The organism is Xanthomonas sp. NCPPB 3570 (assembly GCF_056725115.1).
Genome location: NZ_CM161513.1, coordinates 2,927,299 through 2,944,882 on the forward strand (window position 1 = coordinate 2,927,299; position 17,584 = coordinate 2,944,882).

17 protein-coding genes are annotated in these 17,584 nt (G+C 58.4%); all 17 read right to left on the reverse strand.

The window, feature by feature from the left end; genetic code table 11:
• Positions 1–590: 590 nt before the first annotated feature.
• Positions 591–2,201 (reverse strand): alpha-glucosidase, encoded by a 1,611-nt coding sequence (locus tag AC1PLR_RS12760; protein ID WP_481101227.1) that lies wholly within the window; start codon positions 2,199–2,201, stop codon positions 591–593.
• A gap of 226 nt (positions 2,202–2,427) precedes the next feature.
• A complete protein-coding gene (locus tag AC1PLR_RS12765; protein WP_481101228.1) occupies positions 2,428–2,763 on the reverse strand; it encodes a hypothetical protein in 336 nt (111 codons plus the stop codon).
• A 643-nt stretch (positions 2,764–3,406) separates the two neighbouring features.
• Positions 3,407–3,925: a DUF4189 domain-containing protein gene (locus tag AC1PLR_RS12770; RefSeq protein ID WP_481101229.1), complete on the reverse strand. Its 519-nt coding sequence runs from the start codon at positions 3,923–3,925 to the stop codon at positions 3,407–3,409.
• A gap of 169 nt (positions 3,926–4,094) precedes the next feature.
• Positions 4,095–4,640, reverse strand: a complete 546-nt coding sequence (locus AC1PLR_RS12775) for a DUF4189 domain-containing protein (RefSeq protein WP_481101230.1) — start codon at positions 4,638–4,640, stop codon at positions 4,095–4,097.
• A gap of 122 nt (positions 4,641–4,762) precedes the next feature.
• Positions 4,763–5,248, reverse strand: coding sequence for a DUF4189 domain-containing protein (locus tag AC1PLR_RS12780; RefSeq protein WP_481101231.1), 486 nt, complete (start codon positions 5,246–5,248; stop codon positions 4,763–4,765).
• Positions 5,249–5,731: 483 nt separating this feature from the next.
• Positions 5,732–6,220: a DUF4189 domain-containing protein gene (locus tag AC1PLR_RS12785; protein ID WP_481101232.1), complete on the reverse strand. Its 489-nt coding sequence runs from the start codon at positions 6,218–6,220 to the stop codon at positions 5,732–5,734.
• 32 nt (positions 6,221–6,252) lie between these two features.
• Positions 6,253–7,332, reverse strand: coding sequence for a TrbL/VirB6 family protein (locus AC1PLR_RS12790; protein WP_481101233.1), 1,080 nt, complete (start codon positions 7,330–7,332; stop codon positions 6,253–6,255).
• A gap of 82 nt (positions 7,333–7,414) precedes the next feature.
• Positions 7,415–8,197, reverse strand: coding sequence for a hypothetical protein (locus AC1PLR_RS12795; RefSeq protein WP_481101234.1), 783 nt, complete (start codon positions 8,195–8,197; stop codon positions 7,415–7,417).
• A gap of 57 nt (positions 8,198–8,254) precedes the next feature.
• On the reverse strand, positions 8,255–10,726 hold the full coding sequence (locus tag AC1PLR_RS12800; protein WP_481101235.1) for a VirB4 family type IV secretion/conjugal transfer ATPase: 2,472 nt from the start codon (positions 10,724–10,726) through the stop codon (positions 8,255–8,257).
• A gap of 172 nt (positions 10,727–10,898) precedes the next feature.
• On the reverse strand, positions 10,899–11,210 hold the full coding sequence (locus tag AC1PLR_RS12805) for a VirB3 family type IV secretion system protein (RefSeq protein ID WP_160967317.1): 312 nt from the start codon (positions 11,208–11,210) through the stop codon (positions 10,899–10,901).
• Positions 11,203–11,610 carry a TrbC/VirB2 family protein gene (locus AC1PLR_RS12810; protein ID WP_481103590.1) on the reverse strand — a complete coding sequence of 136 codons (408 nt, stop codon included), beginning with the start codon at positions 11,608–11,610 and terminating at the stop codon, positions 11,203–11,205. Before AC1PLR_RS12810 ends, AC1PLR_RS12805 begins: the two co-directional genes overlap by 8 nt.
• Positions 11,611–11,679: 69 nt before the next feature.
• The gene (locus AC1PLR_RS12815) at positions 11,680–12,555 is read right to left on the reverse strand and encodes a lytic transglycosylase domain-containing protein (RefSeq protein WP_481101236.1); all 876 of its coding nucleotides are present in this window, start codon (positions 12,553–12,555) and stop codon (positions 11,680–11,682) included.
• A gap of 144 nt (positions 12,556–12,699) precedes the next feature.
• Positions 12,700–13,743: a P-type DNA transfer ATPase VirB11 gene (gene virB11, locus AC1PLR_RS12820; RefSeq protein ID WP_209031143.1), complete on the reverse strand. Its 1,044-nt coding sequence runs from the start codon at positions 13,741–13,743 to the stop codon at positions 12,700–12,702.
• 19 nt (positions 13,744–13,762) lie between these two features.
• On the reverse strand, positions 13,763–14,935 hold the full coding sequence (locus AC1PLR_RS12825; protein WP_019799450.1) for a TrbI/VirB10 family protein: 1,173 nt from the start codon (positions 14,933–14,935) through the stop codon (positions 13,763–13,765).
• Positions 14,932–15,693, reverse strand: a complete 762-nt coding sequence (locus tag AC1PLR_RS12830; protein ID WP_017907225.1) for a TrbG/VirB9 family P-type conjugative transfer protein — start codon at positions 15,691–15,693, stop codon at positions 14,932–14,934. Before AC1PLR_RS12830 ends, AC1PLR_RS12825 begins: the two co-directional genes overlap by 4 nt.
• Positions 15,690–16,697 (reverse strand): VirB8 family type IV secretion system protein, encoded by a 1,008-nt coding sequence (locus AC1PLR_RS12835; protein WP_481101237.1) that lies wholly within the window; start codon positions 16,695–16,697, stop codon positions 15,690–15,692. Before AC1PLR_RS12835 ends, AC1PLR_RS12830 begins: the two co-directional genes overlap by 4 nt.
• A 60-nt stretch (positions 16,698–16,757) precedes the next feature.
• Positions 16,758–17,180: a hypothetical protein gene (locus AC1PLR_RS12840; RefSeq protein WP_481101238.1), complete on the reverse strand. Its 423-nt coding sequence runs from the start codon at positions 17,178–17,180 to the stop codon at positions 16,758–16,760.
• Positions 17,181–17,584 lie beyond the last annotated feature (404 nt).

Below are 17,584 nucleotides of genomic sequence, written 5' to 3' on the forward strand. Positions count from 1 at the left end.
TAGGCTTCGCGAAGGTGGGACAGCTCCATCTCGGCATACATCCGATCGGCGGTCCGAATCACCGACGCCGGTCGTCCTCCGGCCATCGGCGCCGGAAAAAAAGCGGCGCTACGACCGCCGATCAAAATAGGGACAGCAGCGCCGATGCATGGCTTGCAGCCAAGAGGCGGCAGGTGCGCCACTGGCGCTGCTGGAGGGAACCGCATTGGCCTGGGGCGACGCGCGCTTGGCGATTTCCTGGCGATCACCGACAGTGCGGCACACCTCCCTTGGAGCTTCGTGGCAGTAGCGCCAGCGTGGGCAGCGTGGCATGGCGAGACGGTTTACCGCGCGGGCCAGCAACTCAGTCTCTGGAGTGGCTCTTTGACCGCAGCCGGCCAACTGCCTCGATCTCATGGCGAACACCGGACGCCACCAACGGACGGGGGCAAGCCCGATGAGCGCTGTTCAATTGGGCGCAGGCGTCGTCACCACCTGCACGCTGACCAATCCAGCGCAATGCGTCGCCGGATTGTCTCTTCACCCAACGGCAGGCTTGCTGTGCCGCAGATGCATCAACGGCGGCTCGGCAAAGCCGTCGCCCTGCGCGCTCACGCGCCCTGCAGGCACACCATCGCATAGCCAGGCAAGCGCAAGCGCTCACCGACGGCGCCAGGCACCACACCCGGGACCTGCACCGCCTGCCAACGTCCCTCGGGCATGGCCACGTCGACGGCCTCGGCCGACAGGTTGAACGCCAGCAGCAAGGTTTGCGTGGCGTGGCGACGCTCGAACATCAATACCGGCTCGACTGTCTCGTGGAAGAAGATGTCGCCCTCGCGCAGTGCAGGATGGCGTTTGCGCCAGGCCAGGAACTGGCGGATCGCAAGCAGGACCGAATCCGGGTCTGCCTCCTGCGCCGCCACCGATTGCGCGCGGTGCGCCGGCGCGACCGGTAGCCAGGGCGTGCCAGTGCTGAAACCGGCCTGCTCGCCGGCCTCCCACGGCAGCGGCGTCCGGCATCCATCGCGGCCCTTGAAGTTCGGCCAGAACGCGATGCCATAGGGATCCTGCAGCGCCTCGAACGGCACCTCCGCCTCGCCCAGACCCAGCTCTTCGCCCTGGTAGAGACATACCGAACCACGGAGCGAACACAGCATCGCGATCAGCAGCCGCGCGAAGGCGGGCGTCTCCGCGCCCTGCCCCCAGCGCGTCACCGCGCGCTGCACGTCGTGATTGGAGATCGCCCAGCACGGCCAGCCCTCGGTCATCACCGCTTCCAGGCGCGAGACCGTCTCGCGGATGTAGGCGGCGCTGAAATCGTCGGTCAGCAGTTCGAAGCTGTAGCCCATGTGCAGGTGCCCGGCCCGGGTGTACTCGGCCGTGGTCGCCAGTGAATCCTCCGACGAAATTTCGCCCAGGCTCACCGTGCCCGGATAGCGATCGAGCAGGCTGCGCAGCTTATGCAGAAACGGCAGGTTCTCCGCCTGTGTGTTGTTGTAGTAGTGGTACTGGAAGGCATACGGATTGTCCGGGCTGAAGCCGCGGCCGACCCGCTTTTCCGGCGGCTTGGGCGGGTTGTCGCGCAGCTGCGGATCGTGGAAGCAGAAGTTGATCGCATCCAGTCGGAAACCGTCGACGCCGCGCGCCAGCCAAAACTCCACATTGTCCAGCGTCGCCTGCTGCACCTGCGGATTGTGGAAGTTCAGATCCGGCTGCGAGGCCAGGAAGTTGTGCAGGTAGTACTGCCCACGGCGGGGCTCCCACTGCCACGCCACACCGCCGAAGATCGACAGCCAGTTGTTCGGCGGCGTCCCATCCTCGCGGGCGTCGGCCCACACGTACCAATCAGCCTTGGGATTGTCGCGGCTCTGCCGGCTCTCCTTGAACCAGTCGTGCTCCACCGAGGTATGGCTGAGCACCTGGTCGATCATCACCTTCAGGCCCAGCGCGTGCGCCTTGGCCAACAGCGCATCGAAGTCGGCCATGCTGCCGAACAGCGGATCGACCTCGCGGTAGTCAGCGATGTCGTAGCCAAAATCGGCCATCGGCGACTTGAAGAACGGCGAGATCCAGATCGCATCCACGCCCAAGGCCGCAATGTAGTCTAACTTGCGCACGATGCCCGGCAAATCACCGATACCGTCGCCATTGGCGTCGAGGAAGCTACGCGGATAGATCTGATAGATGACGGCACCGCGCCACCATGGAGCCTGAGACATGCAACGCCCCCCTTCGGGCAGAGATCGCGCGTGCGACGGGCACGCGAAACGCTGCGCTAGAGTAGCGTTGATGCAGGAATTTCAGCGGTGCTTGCATACGTATTCAGCACTACGCCGCCGCCGGCTCAATCGCCAGTTTTGCCGCCAGGATCGTGTCGACATCCCTGATCGCCGACGGCCAATTCGGTTCAGCCGAGCAAAAACATCTCAGCAAGTATGCCCTCGCTCAGTGTTCCGTTGGCGACATATTTGCAGGCTTCTTCCCCGTCCAGCCACCGGACTTCAACGCCAGCGGACAGACACGCTGATACTGCCCGAGCGAATCGTAGTCCTGCGGCGTCCAAGGCTTTCCGTAAGGATCGACGGGTTGACAGTAGGGCATCGTCATGTACGCTCCCGTCGTATAGGGAGGCAGCGGTACCCAACACTTGCCCGGATCCTTCTGGCCCTCGGTACAGAACACGAACGGGTCGTCGTTCCGATAGCGAAGATGCTCCTGGGGCGATTGAGCCATCGCGCTCCAAGTAGTGGAACACATTAGCACCAGCAGCAACTTTTTCATGGACTTGCTCCCTTAAAAAATTTTGTCCCGATACCCGTCGTCTTTAACGATGACGCAACTCATCAAACCTGCCGAAACTGGATTGCCGCGACTCTTATCGATCATCTCGATCGCACTCCTGCCACCGTCATACCTTTGCGTACGCCATCTAAAAGATCGAGTGAAAATTCGAAAAACTAAAAGCAGGCCACACATTTGCGCGACCCAGATCGCCCGCACCACCTAGTCGCCATCTCTTGATTACTCTAATAAGCTGGAAGCGCCTAACACACAGTCAAAAATTTTCTTGCCATCACAACTAGACATTAAAAATTCCTGAAGAACGGCTCAGTGCAGTCGGAAAATTTCACTTCACACTGCCCCCCCTCCCCTCTGCTGGCAATCAGCAGATGCAGCACTTTTTGCTATAGGCTCGCTCTTCGCCTTGGAAATTGATAGTCCTATCTTATCGAGAGAACCGACAACCGCCACGCATTGATTAAATAAGTCGAATCAATATGACAGTCGGGAGCACCGGCAGCTTGACATCTACCTAAAGCATCACTGATGGCATCATCCTTGGAGAATTCCCCTTGGCCTTGTGCGCCGCTACACCCATCGTACAATTATCTAACTGACCAGATGCAAAAAGCCCTCCAAAAAACTAGAACTTCTTAAAAACAGGTTCTGAACACTCACTGTAAATCACAGAGCATCCAGAGCCACCATTTTTCTTACATATACCCACAGCCGAAGATTTCGCTTTTGCCAAATCCGCCCTACCCGCAATTCCTCCCTGAATCGTACCGCCACTTGGCGATGAGATGGCAACGCACTGATTTCGATAAGTGAAGGTTACAGTGCAACCCTTGTAACCAGCGGCCCTACACTGATCCAGCGCGTCATCTTCTGCCTGCTCTTTCGATAGCATTCTGGATGATACCCAAGCCTCTTGCGTGCTATCGGCATTGACAATAGCTTCCCAAGTTTTAATCCACTCCCCCTGTCGGCCTAGATGGAGGAGCAGACATCTCATCATCAGGCAAGCACTGTGCACTTCCAGCCTGAGCACCCACAGGACAACGCGTTTGCGAATTCGCGACGCATACGTATCCAAGAAGCAAAAAAGCCAACAAGATACGCAAAATCGCCCTCCTCTTGAGGCATCACTCTTGCGGTGCATTGCCGAGCCAAACGGAAATTGACCTATCAATATCTATTAACATCAAGTCTAGAAGCATGAAAACTAAGGCTTCTGAACACGCAAAAAAGGGTTGACAGTGGAATGCCAGCCACCTGGCCGAACTCAATAAATCCGCATGGCATGCAAAATATCATGCCGAAATAAAGCCCTAGTACTTTCTAAAAACAGGATCTGTACAGTCATTTACCTTAATTTTGCATTGATGCCCGACCATCTCTTTCTCACAATCAACAACCGCCAGCTTCACTGCCTCATCAATAGTCTTCCCTGTACGGAAAAAGCCACCCGCACTGCCCACTGGGTATGCGAGAGCAACACATTGATTGTAGTAGACGAAGTTAACCTTACATTGACCGGCACCAGTCGCTCTGCAGTTTTGGAGAGCGACATTTTCAGCATCCGCCTTGGACAATTGCCCTGAACTTACGCCACCCTCCCCATTAGGGGCGCTGGCAATGCCCCCCCATGTTTTAATCCATTCCCCCGTAGGACGAGCAGATGAGGAGCTTTCTTCATCAGGAAGACACTGAGCGCTTCCCGCTTGCGCCCCAACCGGACAACGTGTTTGGGCATACAGAGCTGTTGGAAGAAAAGCTCCAACAAAAAATGCAACAAGGCCACACATCGAAATACCACACATTTCGATCCTATTAGGCATGAAAACATCAATTTTAAAATCGACGATTTTTCTCATACCCCATCCACCATATCGCGGCCTAGATCGCCAGCACCAACTAGTCGCCATCTGCGGTTACCCTACCAAGCTGGGAGTGTCTAACGCACAGCCAAAAAGTTTCTTGCCGCCAAAAATACACATCAGAACTTTCTGAAGAATGGCTCAGTGCAGTCAGAAAATTTCACTTCACACTGCCGCCCGCCTCTTTGCTGACAATCAGCAGACGCAGCACTTTTTGCTATAGACTCGTTCTTCGCCTTAGAAATTGATAGTCCCAACTTATCGGGCGAACCGACAACCGCCACACATTGATTAAAATAAGTCGAATCAATATGACAATCGGGAGCGCCTGTAGCTTGGCATCTACCTAAAGCATCATTAATGGCATCATCCTTGGAGAATTTCCCTTTGGATGTCCATGCTCCTTGCGCCGTATTTGAGCTGACCAGTGCCCCCCAAGTTTTAATCCATTCACCAGTTGGGCGCGGAGGCGCATCACCCGCATCATCTGGAAGGCATTGTGCACTCCCAGCCTGAGCGCCCACTGGGCAACTGGTCTGGGCAAACGTGGCCAAAGAAACAGAAAAAGCCAAAAATGAGATGAATCTCAATACGCCCTTACTCATAAATCAACCATTGTTTCCGTAGGCACTACCACTCCCAGGTTGCAATTAAATCTCGTTTTCGGCATTTTCACTCTTGATCGTACGACCACCCTAAACTGCCAAATAAAAATAGACTTCAAAAATATTATAATTTACTAAAATGAGGCTCTGAACAACCACTGCAAACCACGCAGCATTCCAGGCCACCATTTTCCTTGCACATATCCAAACTTTCCGGTTTTTCTTTTTTCAAACTTCACCACTCGTTCCGCACCATCTTAGCCACATCATTATCCAGTGATACAACAGCCACACGCACATTCTGAAACATGAAGTTTACGGCACACCTTTACAGTCATTAGACTTTAGGCCAATCCAGCGCATCAACTTCTACCTTTTTACTTCCACCTGCTACGCCGCACTCTCGTTCAAATTATTCTATATTCACACTAACCACAGATAACGAATGACACAAATAGAAACCATCAAACAACATTCATATAATTAATATTTCTTAAATACCGGCCTAGAGCATTCAGATATCGCAACTTTACATTCTGCTTTTGCGGATGCCTCGCACTTTGATTTGGCCAAGCTAACCGCCTCTTTAACCGTCGCTGCGCTGTAAAATATGCCGCCATTGCCACCAGGCGGATAAACTAAAGCAACACACTGATTGTAATACACGAACTCGACAGTGCAGTTCTCCGCACCAGCATTTTTACAATTCTGCAAGGCAACGCTCTGGGCTTCGTCTTTTGAAAAGCGACCCGAACTAACTCCACCATTGCCACTTGGCGAGGTCGCAATGGCGCCCCATGTCTTAATCCATTCACCCGAAGGGCGTGAGGGTGCGGAAGCCTCATCGTCAGGAAGACATTGAGCGCTTCCTGCTTGCGCTCCTACAGGACAACGTGTCTGAGCGAATGCAGTGCCACCGAAATTAAAAAGAAGAAAAAAACCTGCAAGCAACTCAATTTTCTTGAAATTCATATCACGACCTCCCATTAGCCTAGTTGGAGATCCTAGGCGTTAGGCTTATTTGCTTGGCCTAACCAGCCCGGTTGCTGACTAGGTGAAGACGTCTGTGCGCCTAAAAAAGTACCACCTGTGTTATTGCTAGCCACCTCTTGGTTCTGTGTGGCGCTGCTTACAGGCGGCTGCGGCGTATAGGGCCTACCGCTAGCCGGATCTCGCCCAAGCTGCCCGAACGCCGAATAGGCACTGAACTGGCCCAGAGTCCCCTGGAAGAACGAAGCCGCCATCGGGGGCGCCGTGATGATCAATGTGCTCAGTACCAAGCCGATTCCGCCCTGCTGCAACGACATACTTGTCACGCCCTCGCCTGAGCCATTGGACGCTGCCCAGGCCGCGATGAAGCCGGATGCCACCGCCGTCGTCACCTTTGTCGCAAGGGCGACAGTAAATGTCAGGACAGACAACGAGAACACCGTTCCAATCCCGTACAAGAGCCACCTCTGGAACAAGGACTTCGTGGCATCGAATAGCAGACACAGGATGAACAACGGCCCAAAACCGACGAACAGCGCCATCGCCAACTTGTTCAACAAGAGCAACGACCCACCGACGATCGCCGGGCCCGCCATGCCGATGCCGGTGAACATCCGCGCCCGATCCTTCTCGCTCTGGCGCTCCGGATCGCCGGCCGTATTGATCTGGTCGATGACCGTCATGCCCACCTGCATGAGCGCCAAGTTCCTGTCGATTTCCTTATAGGGGCTGTCCGAGCTGCCGGTGACTGTTTTCACGATAGCGCTGCTCAACCCATCGGTGAGCCGCCAATAGAGGCTATTCGTGTCACCTTCGGGGTTGCTCGCGGACACCATGCTCATTGCCGCAATCACGATCAACGACGAACGCAGCGAGGTCACCACCAGATCCATCGCGAACTCGCGCGACTGGCCGGTGGCCACACGGTAGCCCTTGTAGAGCACCCACAGTGTCAGCGCGCTCATCGCCGTCACGGAGACCCACCAGGACATGCGCAGCAACAGCGACCACTGGAAGTAATCGATCTCGTCGCGCAGGAATGCGTTGATGCGGGTAAATACTACATAATTACCCAAATCCGTTAAAAAATTCATGAAAACTCCATCGCGCGGGCGCCCGCATCACCAAGCATCGTTGTCACAAACCGCCCCTTTTAGGAACCGGAATACACTCGAGTTAATCGTCGATACTCAACTTATGAAACTTGCCGTCCGACTTAATCGTCTCCAACGCACCGATCACCACCGCACCGCCAATCGCCTTGCTCGCGATGTCGCCAAGACCGCTCCAACCTGGGAACAAGCCACCGCCTCCCGTTTCGGTAGCCGACGGCGGCGTCTGGCCAGTCATTGCAGCCCGTGCCCCAGCGGACTGCACTTCAGTCAGGAACGCGAGCCGCTTCTCGTAAGCGAACATGGCCGATTCGGTCTGCTGACGATCGATGTCCATCAGCGTCTTGAGCGCGATCAGCTTATTGGTGTTGTCTTCCAGCAGGCCGATTTGCTCGGGTTTGATGCTCTGACGTTCTTTTTCGATATCCCGTAGCCGCTGCAAGCGCTTCTCGGTGATGTCGTACATGGCAACCATGTAGTTGTACTGCGAATTGCGAGTGCGCTGAATGAGCTCACACGTCTTTTGCTGCTCGCTGGAAACAGAAGTGCCGGATGTCGTGCTGGCGCAGGCCGAGACACCATAATTGTCGTCGACCTTCTGGAGCTTCTCCTTCGGCTTGTCGACCTCTTCGCCGCTGGGCTTCTCCCCGGTGCTTTTGCCGATAAGACCAGACTTATAGATCTCATCCAGCTTGTCGTGGAGTTTCTCGGTATTTTTCCCGTTCTCCTCGATTTGCTTGTTGTCGATCACTTCCCATTGCGCAAACGCCGTCGCCGGAAGCAGTGCAAACAAGGCAACCGCAGCAATAATGCGCATACGAGTGAAGGTTTTCATCATCTTGTTCATAAACACCTCAACACAGATCTTGTAGAAAAACCGCCATGCGTGATGTGGACGAAGCAGTCAGGTGACCGCTGCCGCCCCGCGATTATCCGAAGACATCGACCTCGCGGGACCTGATTTTCCGGACCCCTTACGCTTCGCGTAGAACTCGTTCAACCATTGTTCGGGCGTCAGATCGTCCGGCGCGACGCCGTACTCCTTTGCCTTGCGCTCGAGTACCTGGTGCATGATTTCGATGTTGTCGGTCGAGGCCGAGATCACCGACAACGCGTCGTCCATGCCGCGCAGATTCAGCTGGCACACCGACGAGCCGTGACCCTGCTTGACCAGGAAACAGCGCGAGCGCTCGTCCAGGCTGACCACGACCTGATACTCGGCCTCGGTGAGCTTGAGGCCGTCCATGTAGTCTTCCTTGCTGGCATTGGGATTGGGCAGCAGGATCATGGTTGCGGTCTGTTCCACCAGCGCCGCGGAGATGTCGCTGGCCAGCGCATCCTCCGGGCTCTGGGTGGCGAAGATGCCCAGGCCGTTCTGCTTACGGATGGTCTTCTGCTTGTTCTTGGCGAACTCCTTGAGGCCACCCTTGCCATCGAGGATCTTCCAGAACTCGTCCATCACGTAGATCAGCGGCCGGCCATCGATCAGCGCCTCCAGTCGATGCAGCAGGTAGTTGATGACCGGAACGCGCACTTCCGGGTTGTCGATGACGTCGGTGTAGTCGAAGCCGATGATGCTCGCCTTCTCGAGGTCGATCGTATCGACCGGATTGTCGAACACCCAGCCGTGCGAGTTACCGGCGGTCCACTTGCGCATGCGCGCGTACAGGCCGTCATCGCCCATGTTGGGCAGGCTCTTGCGGAAGTTGGTCATGCTGCGCAGGTGCATGGGCGTATCGAGCATGCCTTCCACGCCGCGGAAGATGTCCTCCTCCTCGCGCGAGGTGTACTCGAGCTTGCCGGCCAGGACCTTGATCAGGTCGGCCAGGAACTGCACGTTCGCCTCGGTGCGCTCGCACTGGAACGGATTGAAGCCGGTAGGCTTGCCGTTCTCCATCGCCAGGTAGTTGCCGCCGCAGGCGCGCACGAAGATCTCGGCGCCGCGGTCCTTGTCGAAGAAAAAGATGGTCGGGATCGGATCGAACTTCTGCACCTGGCTGAGCAGAAAATTGATCAACGCGGTCTTACCGGTACCCGACTTGCCGATCACCATGGTGTTGGCGATCGCCTTCTCGCCGAGCGAGTTTTCCGCCGGATGCGTCGCGTGGAAATTGAAGTAATACGGCTGACCGTTGGTGGTCTGCAAAGTGGTGACGCATTCGCCCCACGGGTTGTTGTCACGCTTGCCCTGGGCGAAGTTATGCAGCGGCGACAGGCCGAGAAAGTTCAGCGAGCTGACATTGGCCAGACGCGTGCGATAGCGCCAGTTGCCTGGCAATTGCGCGTAGAACGAAGAGGCGACCGCCAGATCCTCCTTGGTCGAGACGAAGCCGGCGTTGGACAGCTCGGCACGCGTCGTCGCCACCTGCTGCGCGAGCTTTTCCTGCGTCTCGGCGTAAACGGCGATAGTGAAGTGATACTCGCCCAACACGAAATTGCCCGACGACAGCTGATCCATCGCCAGGTCGAGCTCATGGATCTGGCTGACCGCCTTGTCGCCCGAGGACACCATCATGCCCTTGGTGCGATCGAGCACCTTCAGCGCGTCGTGCCGGCCCATCGGGCTGAAGGAGTGGGTCACCACATACTCGAAGTCGAGATACTTCAGACCATTGAGGATGCCCGGATAGGTGCCGTCGGTGTATTCCTTGATGTTCAGAATGGCGCCGAAATGATTGATGCCCTCCGGCGTCTTGATCACGAAGTCGCCGGTCTTGTTGGCGAACATGTGCTTGCTGACCGGCAGGTAGGCGGGCACCGGCGCCTGCAGCACCGGCACCGGCTCGTCGATGCGGTTGATCAGATAGCCGAAGAACTCCAGCGCCTCGGAGAACACCACGCCGTTGCTGGCTTCGTACATGCTCAGCCGGTAGGGCGAGTAGTCTTTCAGCACGGCTTCGACGTTGCCGGCGAGCTCAAGCACCTTGGCGATCGCCTGGTCCTGCTCGGATTGCAGCTGGGGAATACTCGACGACTTGTCCATGAGCCGCTTGCCGGTCACCACCGGGCGATAGATCATGGTCATGTACAGCTCGTTCTGCATGATCTTCTGCGAGGACAATGTCCCGTAGTACTGATCAGACAAGGCCTGGTTGAACGCCTGCTTGAACTTGCTGCCGTTCTTGATGCGGCGGCGTCGGCGCACATCGTGCACCCAGAACGCCACGTTGGCGAAATCCGGGGCGCGCAACGTCTGCAGCATGCGGTTGAAGGTATTGTGCCGGTGTTCGATCTCCCACTCTTCGCGGCCCACGAAAGGAAGCCCGCCCAAGTGCCAGACCAGCATGAAATCTCCTCCCGTCGTCTTCAGCACGGACGGCGCCACATGCGTGGAGATGGAGATGAACTCGCTGATCGACGTATCTGGGATGAACATAATTGGGTAACTCAGAATCCGTTTCGTCTTGCCAAGGCCCGGCGCTCACGCCCCGGGAACCGCCGACCTCGCCCACACCAGCACTGCCGGCGAGTCGACATGAAAAACCGAACAACCCCATGCACGACACAGGTGTCGTGCATGGGGTCTAGACCCGACACCCGGCTCCAAGCTAGCGCTTGGCGCCCGGCACCTCTTTCCTGTACTCATTCGGCGAGAACACCCACATGCCGGAGTAGCGCTGGAGATTGCGCACGCGCATCCTCATCATCCAGCGCAACCCGAGCATGCGGAAGATCATCTCGTCCCGCTTGGTCATCTGCTGCATGACGAAGACGACGATCGGAATGAGCAGCAACAACCGCATGTCGAAATAGATACCCATCAGGAAGCCGCCGCCCGCGCCAATGAAGAACGGGATATAGGGCACCCCGAAAAACATGGCAGGCCGGGTGCAGCCCCGGAAAAGTACATTTTTATGCATAGTGCAGTACGTGCTGGATGAACTGGATGCTCGCGGACGCGGCGGTGCCGTCGCAATTCCCAGCATCCTTGCCGATCAGCATCTTCGCCAGCTGTCCCGCTGCACCGATCAGCACACCACCAAGCAGCACCGGCGCCACTTCCGCCACCCGCTTGTGTGCGAACGCAATCTGGTAGCCGGCAAAGATGACCGCGATGGTCACCACCAGGACGGACGCCATGTTCAAGATGCCGTTGGTATTGTTGAGGAAACCGCAGACCTTGGTATCGGTGCCTGCATAAGTGTTGCCCGCCGCCATCGCGACGCCAGAAGCGAACACGGCTGCGGTGAACAATGCCGCCTTCAGGGCCGCCAGGCCGACAATCTTGGCGTTGGAATTCACTTTACCTTTCTTGAACATCATGAGTATCTCCTTGACTGGGAAACAGGGGGGTAGAAGCCATTTGCATGGCCGGCTTACTGCATCTGGCTAGAATACGAAAGCTCCGTCGCCAGACGTCGGCGGCGGCGTACTTGTGCCAGGAACGGCCGCTCCCGCCACAGCCTGAGGCGCGTACGCGGGAACGTGCGAAGCGGGGGGCGCTCCGCCACCTGCAGGAACCGCCACTCCTTTGCCGGCGCCTGTCGGTCGTATCACATAGAGATCGGGGTCGGACGCGGCAGCCGGCTGCATCGGAGTAACCGCAGCGCCCACCACACCCGCCGGTTGCTGCGCCGGCAGGGCTGCCTGGGGACGCAGGGAGGGCTCAGCTTGCGCAGCGAGCCCGTTGGCGAATCGATCGGCCGCCGAATCGATGCGCCGCGACACGATCGAATCGACTTCGCGCACCGCCGCGGCCTTCACCGAATCGTTGACCGCACGACGCACGCCTCCAGCCGGGATCACCGGGATCGCACCAGCGGTGGATGCGGCGAGCGCCCTGCCCTGGTTGATCGACGCGTAGACCTTCTGCACGTAGCCGTGGCGGTACCCGGTCTCGAAGTTGCCGGAGTAGTAGCAACTGAACGACTTGCCCCAGTTGCCGCCCGAGCGGCTGTAGCATTCGGCCAGGATCTTCGACGCGGCCTGCAGGTTGGGACAGGTCTTGAAGGCCTTTTCGTAGGTATCCAGGCCGTACTTGATCAGATTGTAGCGGTTGACCTGCCCCAGGCCGAGGGAAAAGTTGTAGCCCTTCTCTTCCAGCATCCTCGCCGTGGCCACCGCTTCGGACAGGTTCTGCGGCTGGCGCACCAGGCGACCGCCGACCACGCCGATCGCGAACGGGTTGTGCGACGACTCGACGCGCACAACGTGCTGCATGACTTCAGCCGGAACCGCCATTTCGGGACAGCTGAGTAATTCCATGCCTGGCAACATGCCGTGGTTACTCCCTATGCATCGGCGTCATGGCAATCGCCCGGGACGCCGCAGTGTCGCAAATCAATCGTGTTGGAAGAAAAATTCAAAGTCAATCGGCGGGTTTTCGCCTTGTCACCTCAATGAACACATTCACCCTCCACCCGAATGCGTGCGCTCTGGATCGAAATCGATACCGGTGATATAGCGCCGGCCCGCATGCGATTTGATGTGGACAACGATGTCGATGGTCATCATCAGCAACCGCTTGATGACGGCGAACTCCAGGCCCGAGCCTTCGGCCGAGGCCTTGACCATCAACGCCAGCTGGTCCCAGGTCTGGCCGATGCTGCCAGCATGGCAACTGGTGATGGAACCGGGATGACCGGAAGCGCAGTTGCGGATGAAGTAGAACGACTCGTCGCCACGCAGCTCCGCCAGGATGATGCGGTCGGGCTTCATGCGCAGGCATGCTTCCATGCAGCTCTTGGCGGTGACGTTGCTCGTGCTTTGTCCGCCTTTGGAGTAGAGCAAATGCACGGAATTGGGCTGGCTGATGAAGAGTTCGCGCGCGTCCTCGATCGTCACAAGCCGCTCTTCGTGCGGGATGTGATTCACCAGCGACTTCATGAAGGTGGTCTTGCCGCTGCCGGTGGCGCCGGCGACGACGATGTTCTTCTTGAACAGTACCGCCTTCTTGAAGAATTCAGCGTAATCGCGCTGCCGCCGCAACTCGAGCAACTCGAGGTCCTGCTCGCTGAGTCCCGACTGCACCTCCAGGATCTCCTGGAAGAAGCCGTCTTCCTTGTACTGCTCCAGGGTCTTGGTGTGCTTGGACGGGAGACGGATGGTGATCGACACCTTGCCGGCATCGCAGGCCGGCGGGATCACGAACTGCGCGCGCTGCCCGGTGGGAAAGGTCAGCGACACCACCGGATCGGCATCGGTGATGCGCTGACCGGTATTGCTCTCGTTGACCACCGCCGTACAGAACTGCCTGGCGCGATCGAAGGTCAGCGACGGGATGTCCATCCGCTGCCAGCCACGCAGGGTCTCCAGGTACAGCTCGCCGGGACGGTTGATGCAGATTTCCGTCACTTCCGGCGAGTTCAGATAATCCAGGATGCCCAGCACCGAATACTGGTAATCCAGGAAGTCCGTGGAGATCTGCGCGGTCGGAGAGTCGTCGAACGTCACGTCGCTGTCTCGATCTCGGTCAACGCGGCAACACGGCCGTGAAGTCGACGTCCTTGGCGACGTAGACGTTCACGATGGTGCCCTGGTTGATGGTCACGGTGGCGGGACGGCGACGATCCAGTGCCTGGTCGGCAAGACGCTGGATGGACTGCGCCGTGTTGCTCTCGAACGGCTGCTCGGTGACGATGCCGGAATTGAGGCCGGTGGTGGTGGTCTTCGGACCGTGCTCGGCCGCCGCCCACTTGAAGGCATCGCTGAGCATGCTGATCATCAGCGCGGACGAAATGCGGCTGGCCCAATGCGCGCTGTACTGGCCCGGATGGCCGGCGCTGCCGAGGTTGTCCACACCCGGTCCGACCAGGGTCACATCGATGCCGGTCGGCGTGGTGATGCGGTCCCAGACCACCTGCATGCGCGGGCCGCTCGGCTCCGCGGCGCCATACTGGCCGAGGATCTTCGATCCCTTAGGCAGCAACAGGCGGCGGCCGTTGATGGAGTACACCGGCTCGGTGATGATGCAGGAGGTGAAGCCCGGGAAATCGGTGATGATCCGGGTCTCCAGCACGCAGCGGATATAAGTGCCACGCACCAGCAACCCATCCGGATTGGCAATCGGCTTTGCCGACGTCACCTGATCCTGCGGTGCGCCACCCTGCTCCTGCGCCTGCGGCATGCCACCGATGCCCTGCCCGGCACCGGAATCCTGCTGCAGACCCGCCATACGCCGCTCGAGCAACGATGGCCCACGCTCTTGCCGAGACGGCTGCATCGAGGGGTCATTGTCGGTAGGCATCGGCGGCAGCGGCGGCAGGCTCGGCTGTTCCGCCAGTGGCACCGGCTCGGCCGGCTGCACCGGCGGCGGCGCCGCGGTCTGCGGCAGCGCAGGCGCTACCACCGCTTCCTGGCGCGGCTTCGGTGCCGCTTCTGGCTTGCTGGTGCCGCTCACCAGCCAGAAGATCGCCACGATCAGCAGCGCGGCGATACCGGCCAGGAACACCAGCGCCTTGCGATTGAGCTTCTTCAGGTCGCTGGAGCGCAGCACCGGCTCGTTGGCATCCAGATCCGGGTCGGCAGTCTGCTGCTGGCGAGCGAAATAGGGATTCTCGCGCGGCGCGTCGTCCGCTTGCGGATTGCGCGGCTGGCCGTTATCGCGGCCGTAGTTTTCGTCAGACGGAGGTAGATTCGAGTTCACTTTTGCTTGTTCCTACGCAAGCCGACAACATTCTTGCCGTGGCGGATGACCAGGAAGGGATAGGTCCCGTGGACAATCAGGGTGTTGCCCTCGACTGTGGTATTGACCAGGAAATCCTCGTCGCTTTCCTTCTCGCGGCCGAACACGGCCGGGAAATTGCCTGTCGGGAACCGCGTCAGATCCATTTTGATATAGGTGAACTTGCCGTCGTCGTAGACGCTGCTCGGCACGATCCACATCTGCTTGGAGCGCGTGGAATAGTCGTAGTCGAAGTAGTAATGGCGGTCCTTGGTCAGCCGCGTATCGAGCTGCGACTCGTCCTTCACCTCGTCGCTGGCCGCGGCAAAGCTGGTGTCCTTCGGATAGGTGAAGGTGACCTTGTACTGCACGCCGGCCTGCTTGGCCTGCTCCAGCCGTTGCCAATCCGTGGCCACCACCTTCAATTCCAGGATGTAGGAATGGGTCGCGGTGCGGATCATCATGTTGGTGTCGACGTCGACGTTCTTCGGCTTCAGATAGAAGACGTTCTCGCGACGGCTGAGTTCCCAGCCACTGGTGAAACCGGTGCTGTAATCGAGGATCTTCTCGTTCGGGCTCAGCTCGATCTGGGTGGTAATGCCCAGGCCGGTACGCACCTGATAGATCTTGTCAGGCTCGTACTCGTACTGCTGGACCACCTGGGCCGACGCGATCGGCGCGAACAGGCCCAGAGCCAGCAACGCGATATGCGCCGAACCGGTTTTCGTCAGGAAACTCATCGAACGTTCGCTCCATTACCATTGTGCTGAGGTGCAACGTTGGGTGCAGCAGGGGCCGCAGCGGGCTGCGTCCCCGGATAGACGGGCGCGCTCCCCGGATTGGCCACCGGTGCCTGCTGCGGAGCGGGCATTGCGCCGCCTGCTGGCACGACCTGCTGACCGGGCATTTGCTGCGTCGGCAGTTGTCCGGCGGCGCCCGGCATCTGACCGGCAGGCAGCTGTTGCGCCGCTCCGCCCGTAGGCGCCTGCACGGCAGGCGACGGCGGAACCGGCATGGCCGAATAATCGTTGTCCACACGATAATCAGTCACTTGAAAACCCAGTGGATTCTGCGTCCGCAGATCCTCGTCCATGGCCAGGTTATTGTTGTAACGAAAACCGAGAATGGCGAACTTATTGTCGAGAAAGGTCGATTGACCGGTTCTCTTGTCGTAGATGCTGCGCTGGAAGCGCACATTTGCACCCGTGTACGGCTTGCCGTTGCCACCGAGCAATGAGATGCTCAGGATCTTCACACGAATGGACCGCGTCTTGCCATAGATGTAATAGGGCGCGGAGGGATTACTGGGCGCGTGAAGGCTGAAGTACTCCGCCCCTACCCCGGTATCGCGTGGCGCCATCGAAAACACCAGGCTCCAATCGTTGAGCCCCATCATCTCTGAATCGTAGGATTCTCTGGCGGTAATGAAACGCGCCACGTTGCTCCTGGCCAACGCCTCGCTATTGGTGACGCTGCGAACCTCGCCAACATCACGCAACACGGACACCGTGGAATTGCCGGTGTACGCATCCGCCATCACCAGATACGGCACCTTTTCCTTCAGCGGCAGCATGTAGTAATACCCGCCGCCCAGCAGCAGACACATGATGATCGCGCCGAAGGCGACCCACCATGCGCGGCGCTCGCTGCGGCGCGCCAGATCCGCAATGCTGATCTCGTAGTTGACCGCCTTGGCGACCGCTTTGTTGACGTTTTCGCTTTCGGCCTGCTTTTTACCGAACATCAGACTTCACCAGGTTCATAAAATGGCTGCCGGCGCGCAACGTGCGCACCGGCGGTGACGTCACTTCGCGCTGCCGCTGGTCGGCGGCGTACCGCTCACCGACGACGACGGCTGCACCAGGATGCGATTGCCCGCAGCGGTCACGCTCAGACCTTCCTGTGCATAGACCACGCTCAGCTCGGCGACTGCCTGCTGGATGCTGGTGGTGTTGATCTTGGCGACCGGCGCATACAGCGTGTAGTCGGACTGGATGCCGTAGGACAGCTGCATGTTCGAATCCTTGGCCCAGCGCTCGAGCATCGTCTTCAGCGTGCCGTCCATCGGAATCGCCTGGTACACGTACGACGAGTACAGCGGGATCTCCATGGTCGACTCGGAGAAACGGTTGACCGGCTTCCATTTGCCGCGAAAGTCGGGCGCGGGCCTGGTTGCACAGGCGCTCAACAGCGCGACGGCACTCAACGTAGCGATCAGCCGAAACATATGCGTTCTTTTCACGCGAGCCTCTGAATTGCGGAAACGTGTAGAGAGCGGGCGGCGCGCAGGCGGCCCACTGCTGGATGGCGGAATTCGACGCAACGACGCGATACAGGCGCCGCAAGAAGGGAGCTGCCGGGAACGGCACGGACACGGGTCCGCGGCAGGCAACGGGATGCTCCCGAGGCCGCGCGATCGGCGCCGAAGAAAACGGAATTTGACGACAAACCTTCCATGTCACCCTTACGTGCGCCTGTTCGGCTCACGCCCCTGTTCCTGTACCTGTTTCTGTTACCAACGCATCGCCATACTCGCGAGAATGTGCCGGAGGGGCATGCTCACGTCAAGCATTTGGCAAAAAAACGTTCAAATGATAAATACGCCCAAAAAATAAGTGTTTTTCGTCACAC

What these genes read in the sequence shown, in the direction of transcription:
- AC1PLR_RS12810 (WP_481103590.1), bottom strand. Translation starts at nt 11,610, where the DNA reads ATGTTCAAGAAAGGTAAAGTGAATTCCAACGCCAAGATTGTCGGCCTG.
- AC1PLR_RS12805 (WP_160967317.1), bottom strand. Translation starts at nt 11,210, where the DNA reads ATGCATAAAAATGTACTTTTCCGGGGCTGCACCCGGCCTGCCATGTTT.
- AC1PLR_RS12835 (WP_481101237.1), bottom strand. Translation starts at nt 16,697, where the DNA reads ATGTTCGGTAAAAAGCAGGCCGAAAGCGAAAACGTCAACAAAGCGGTC.
- AC1PLR_RS12840 (WP_481101238.1), bottom strand. Translation starts at nt 17,180, where the DNA reads ATGTTTCGGCTGATCGCTACGTTGAGTGCCGTCGCGCTGTTGAGCGCC.
- AC1PLR_RS12760 (WP_481101227.1), bottom strand. Translation starts at nt 2,201, where the DNA reads ATGTCTCAGGCTCCATGGTGGCGCGGTGCCGTCATCTATCAGATCTAT.
- AC1PLR_RS12815 (WP_481101236.1), bottom strand. Translation starts at nt 12,555, where the DNA reads ATGGAATTACTCAGCTGTCCCGAAATGGCGGTTCCGGCTGAAGTCATG.
- AC1PLR_RS12830 (WP_017907225.1), bottom strand. Translation starts at nt 15,693, where the DNA reads ATGAGTTTCCTGACGAAAACCGGTTCGGCGCATATCGCGTTGCTGGCT.
- AC1PLR_RS12780 (WP_481101231.1), bottom strand. Translation starts at nt 5,248, where the DNA reads ATGAGTAAGGGCGTATTGAGATTCATCTCATTTTTGGCTTTTTCTGTT.
- AC1PLR_RS12785 (WP_481101232.1), bottom strand. Translation starts at nt 6,220, where the DNA reads ATGAATTTCAAGAAAATTGAGTTGCTTGCAGGTTTTTTTCTTCTTTTT.
- AC1PLR_RS12775 (WP_481101230.1), bottom strand. Translation starts at nt 4,640, where the DNA reads ATGAGAAAAATCGTCGATTTTAAAATTGATGTTTTCATGCCTAATAGG.
- AC1PLR_RS12765 (WP_481101228.1), bottom strand. Translation starts at nt 2,763, where the DNA reads ATGAAAAAGTTGCTGCTGGTGCTAATGTGTTCCACTACTTGGAGCGCG.
- AC1PLR_RS12795 (WP_481101234.1), bottom strand. Translation starts at nt 8,197, where the DNA reads ATGAACAAGATGATGAAAACCTTCACTCGTATGCGCATTATTGCTGCG.
- AC1PLR_RS12770 (WP_481101229.1), bottom strand. Translation starts at nt 3,925, where the DNA reads ATGCACCGCAAGAGTGATGCCTCAAGAGGAGGGCGATTTTGCGTATCT.
- AC1PLR_RS12790 (WP_481101233.1), bottom strand. Translation starts at nt 7,332, where the DNA reads ATGAATTTTTTAACGGATTTGGGTAATTATGTAGTATTTACCCGCATC.
- AC1PLR_RS12800 (WP_481101235.1), bottom strand. Translation starts at nt 10,726, where the DNA reads ATGTTCATCCCAGATACGTCGATCAGCGAGTTCATCTCCATCTCCACG.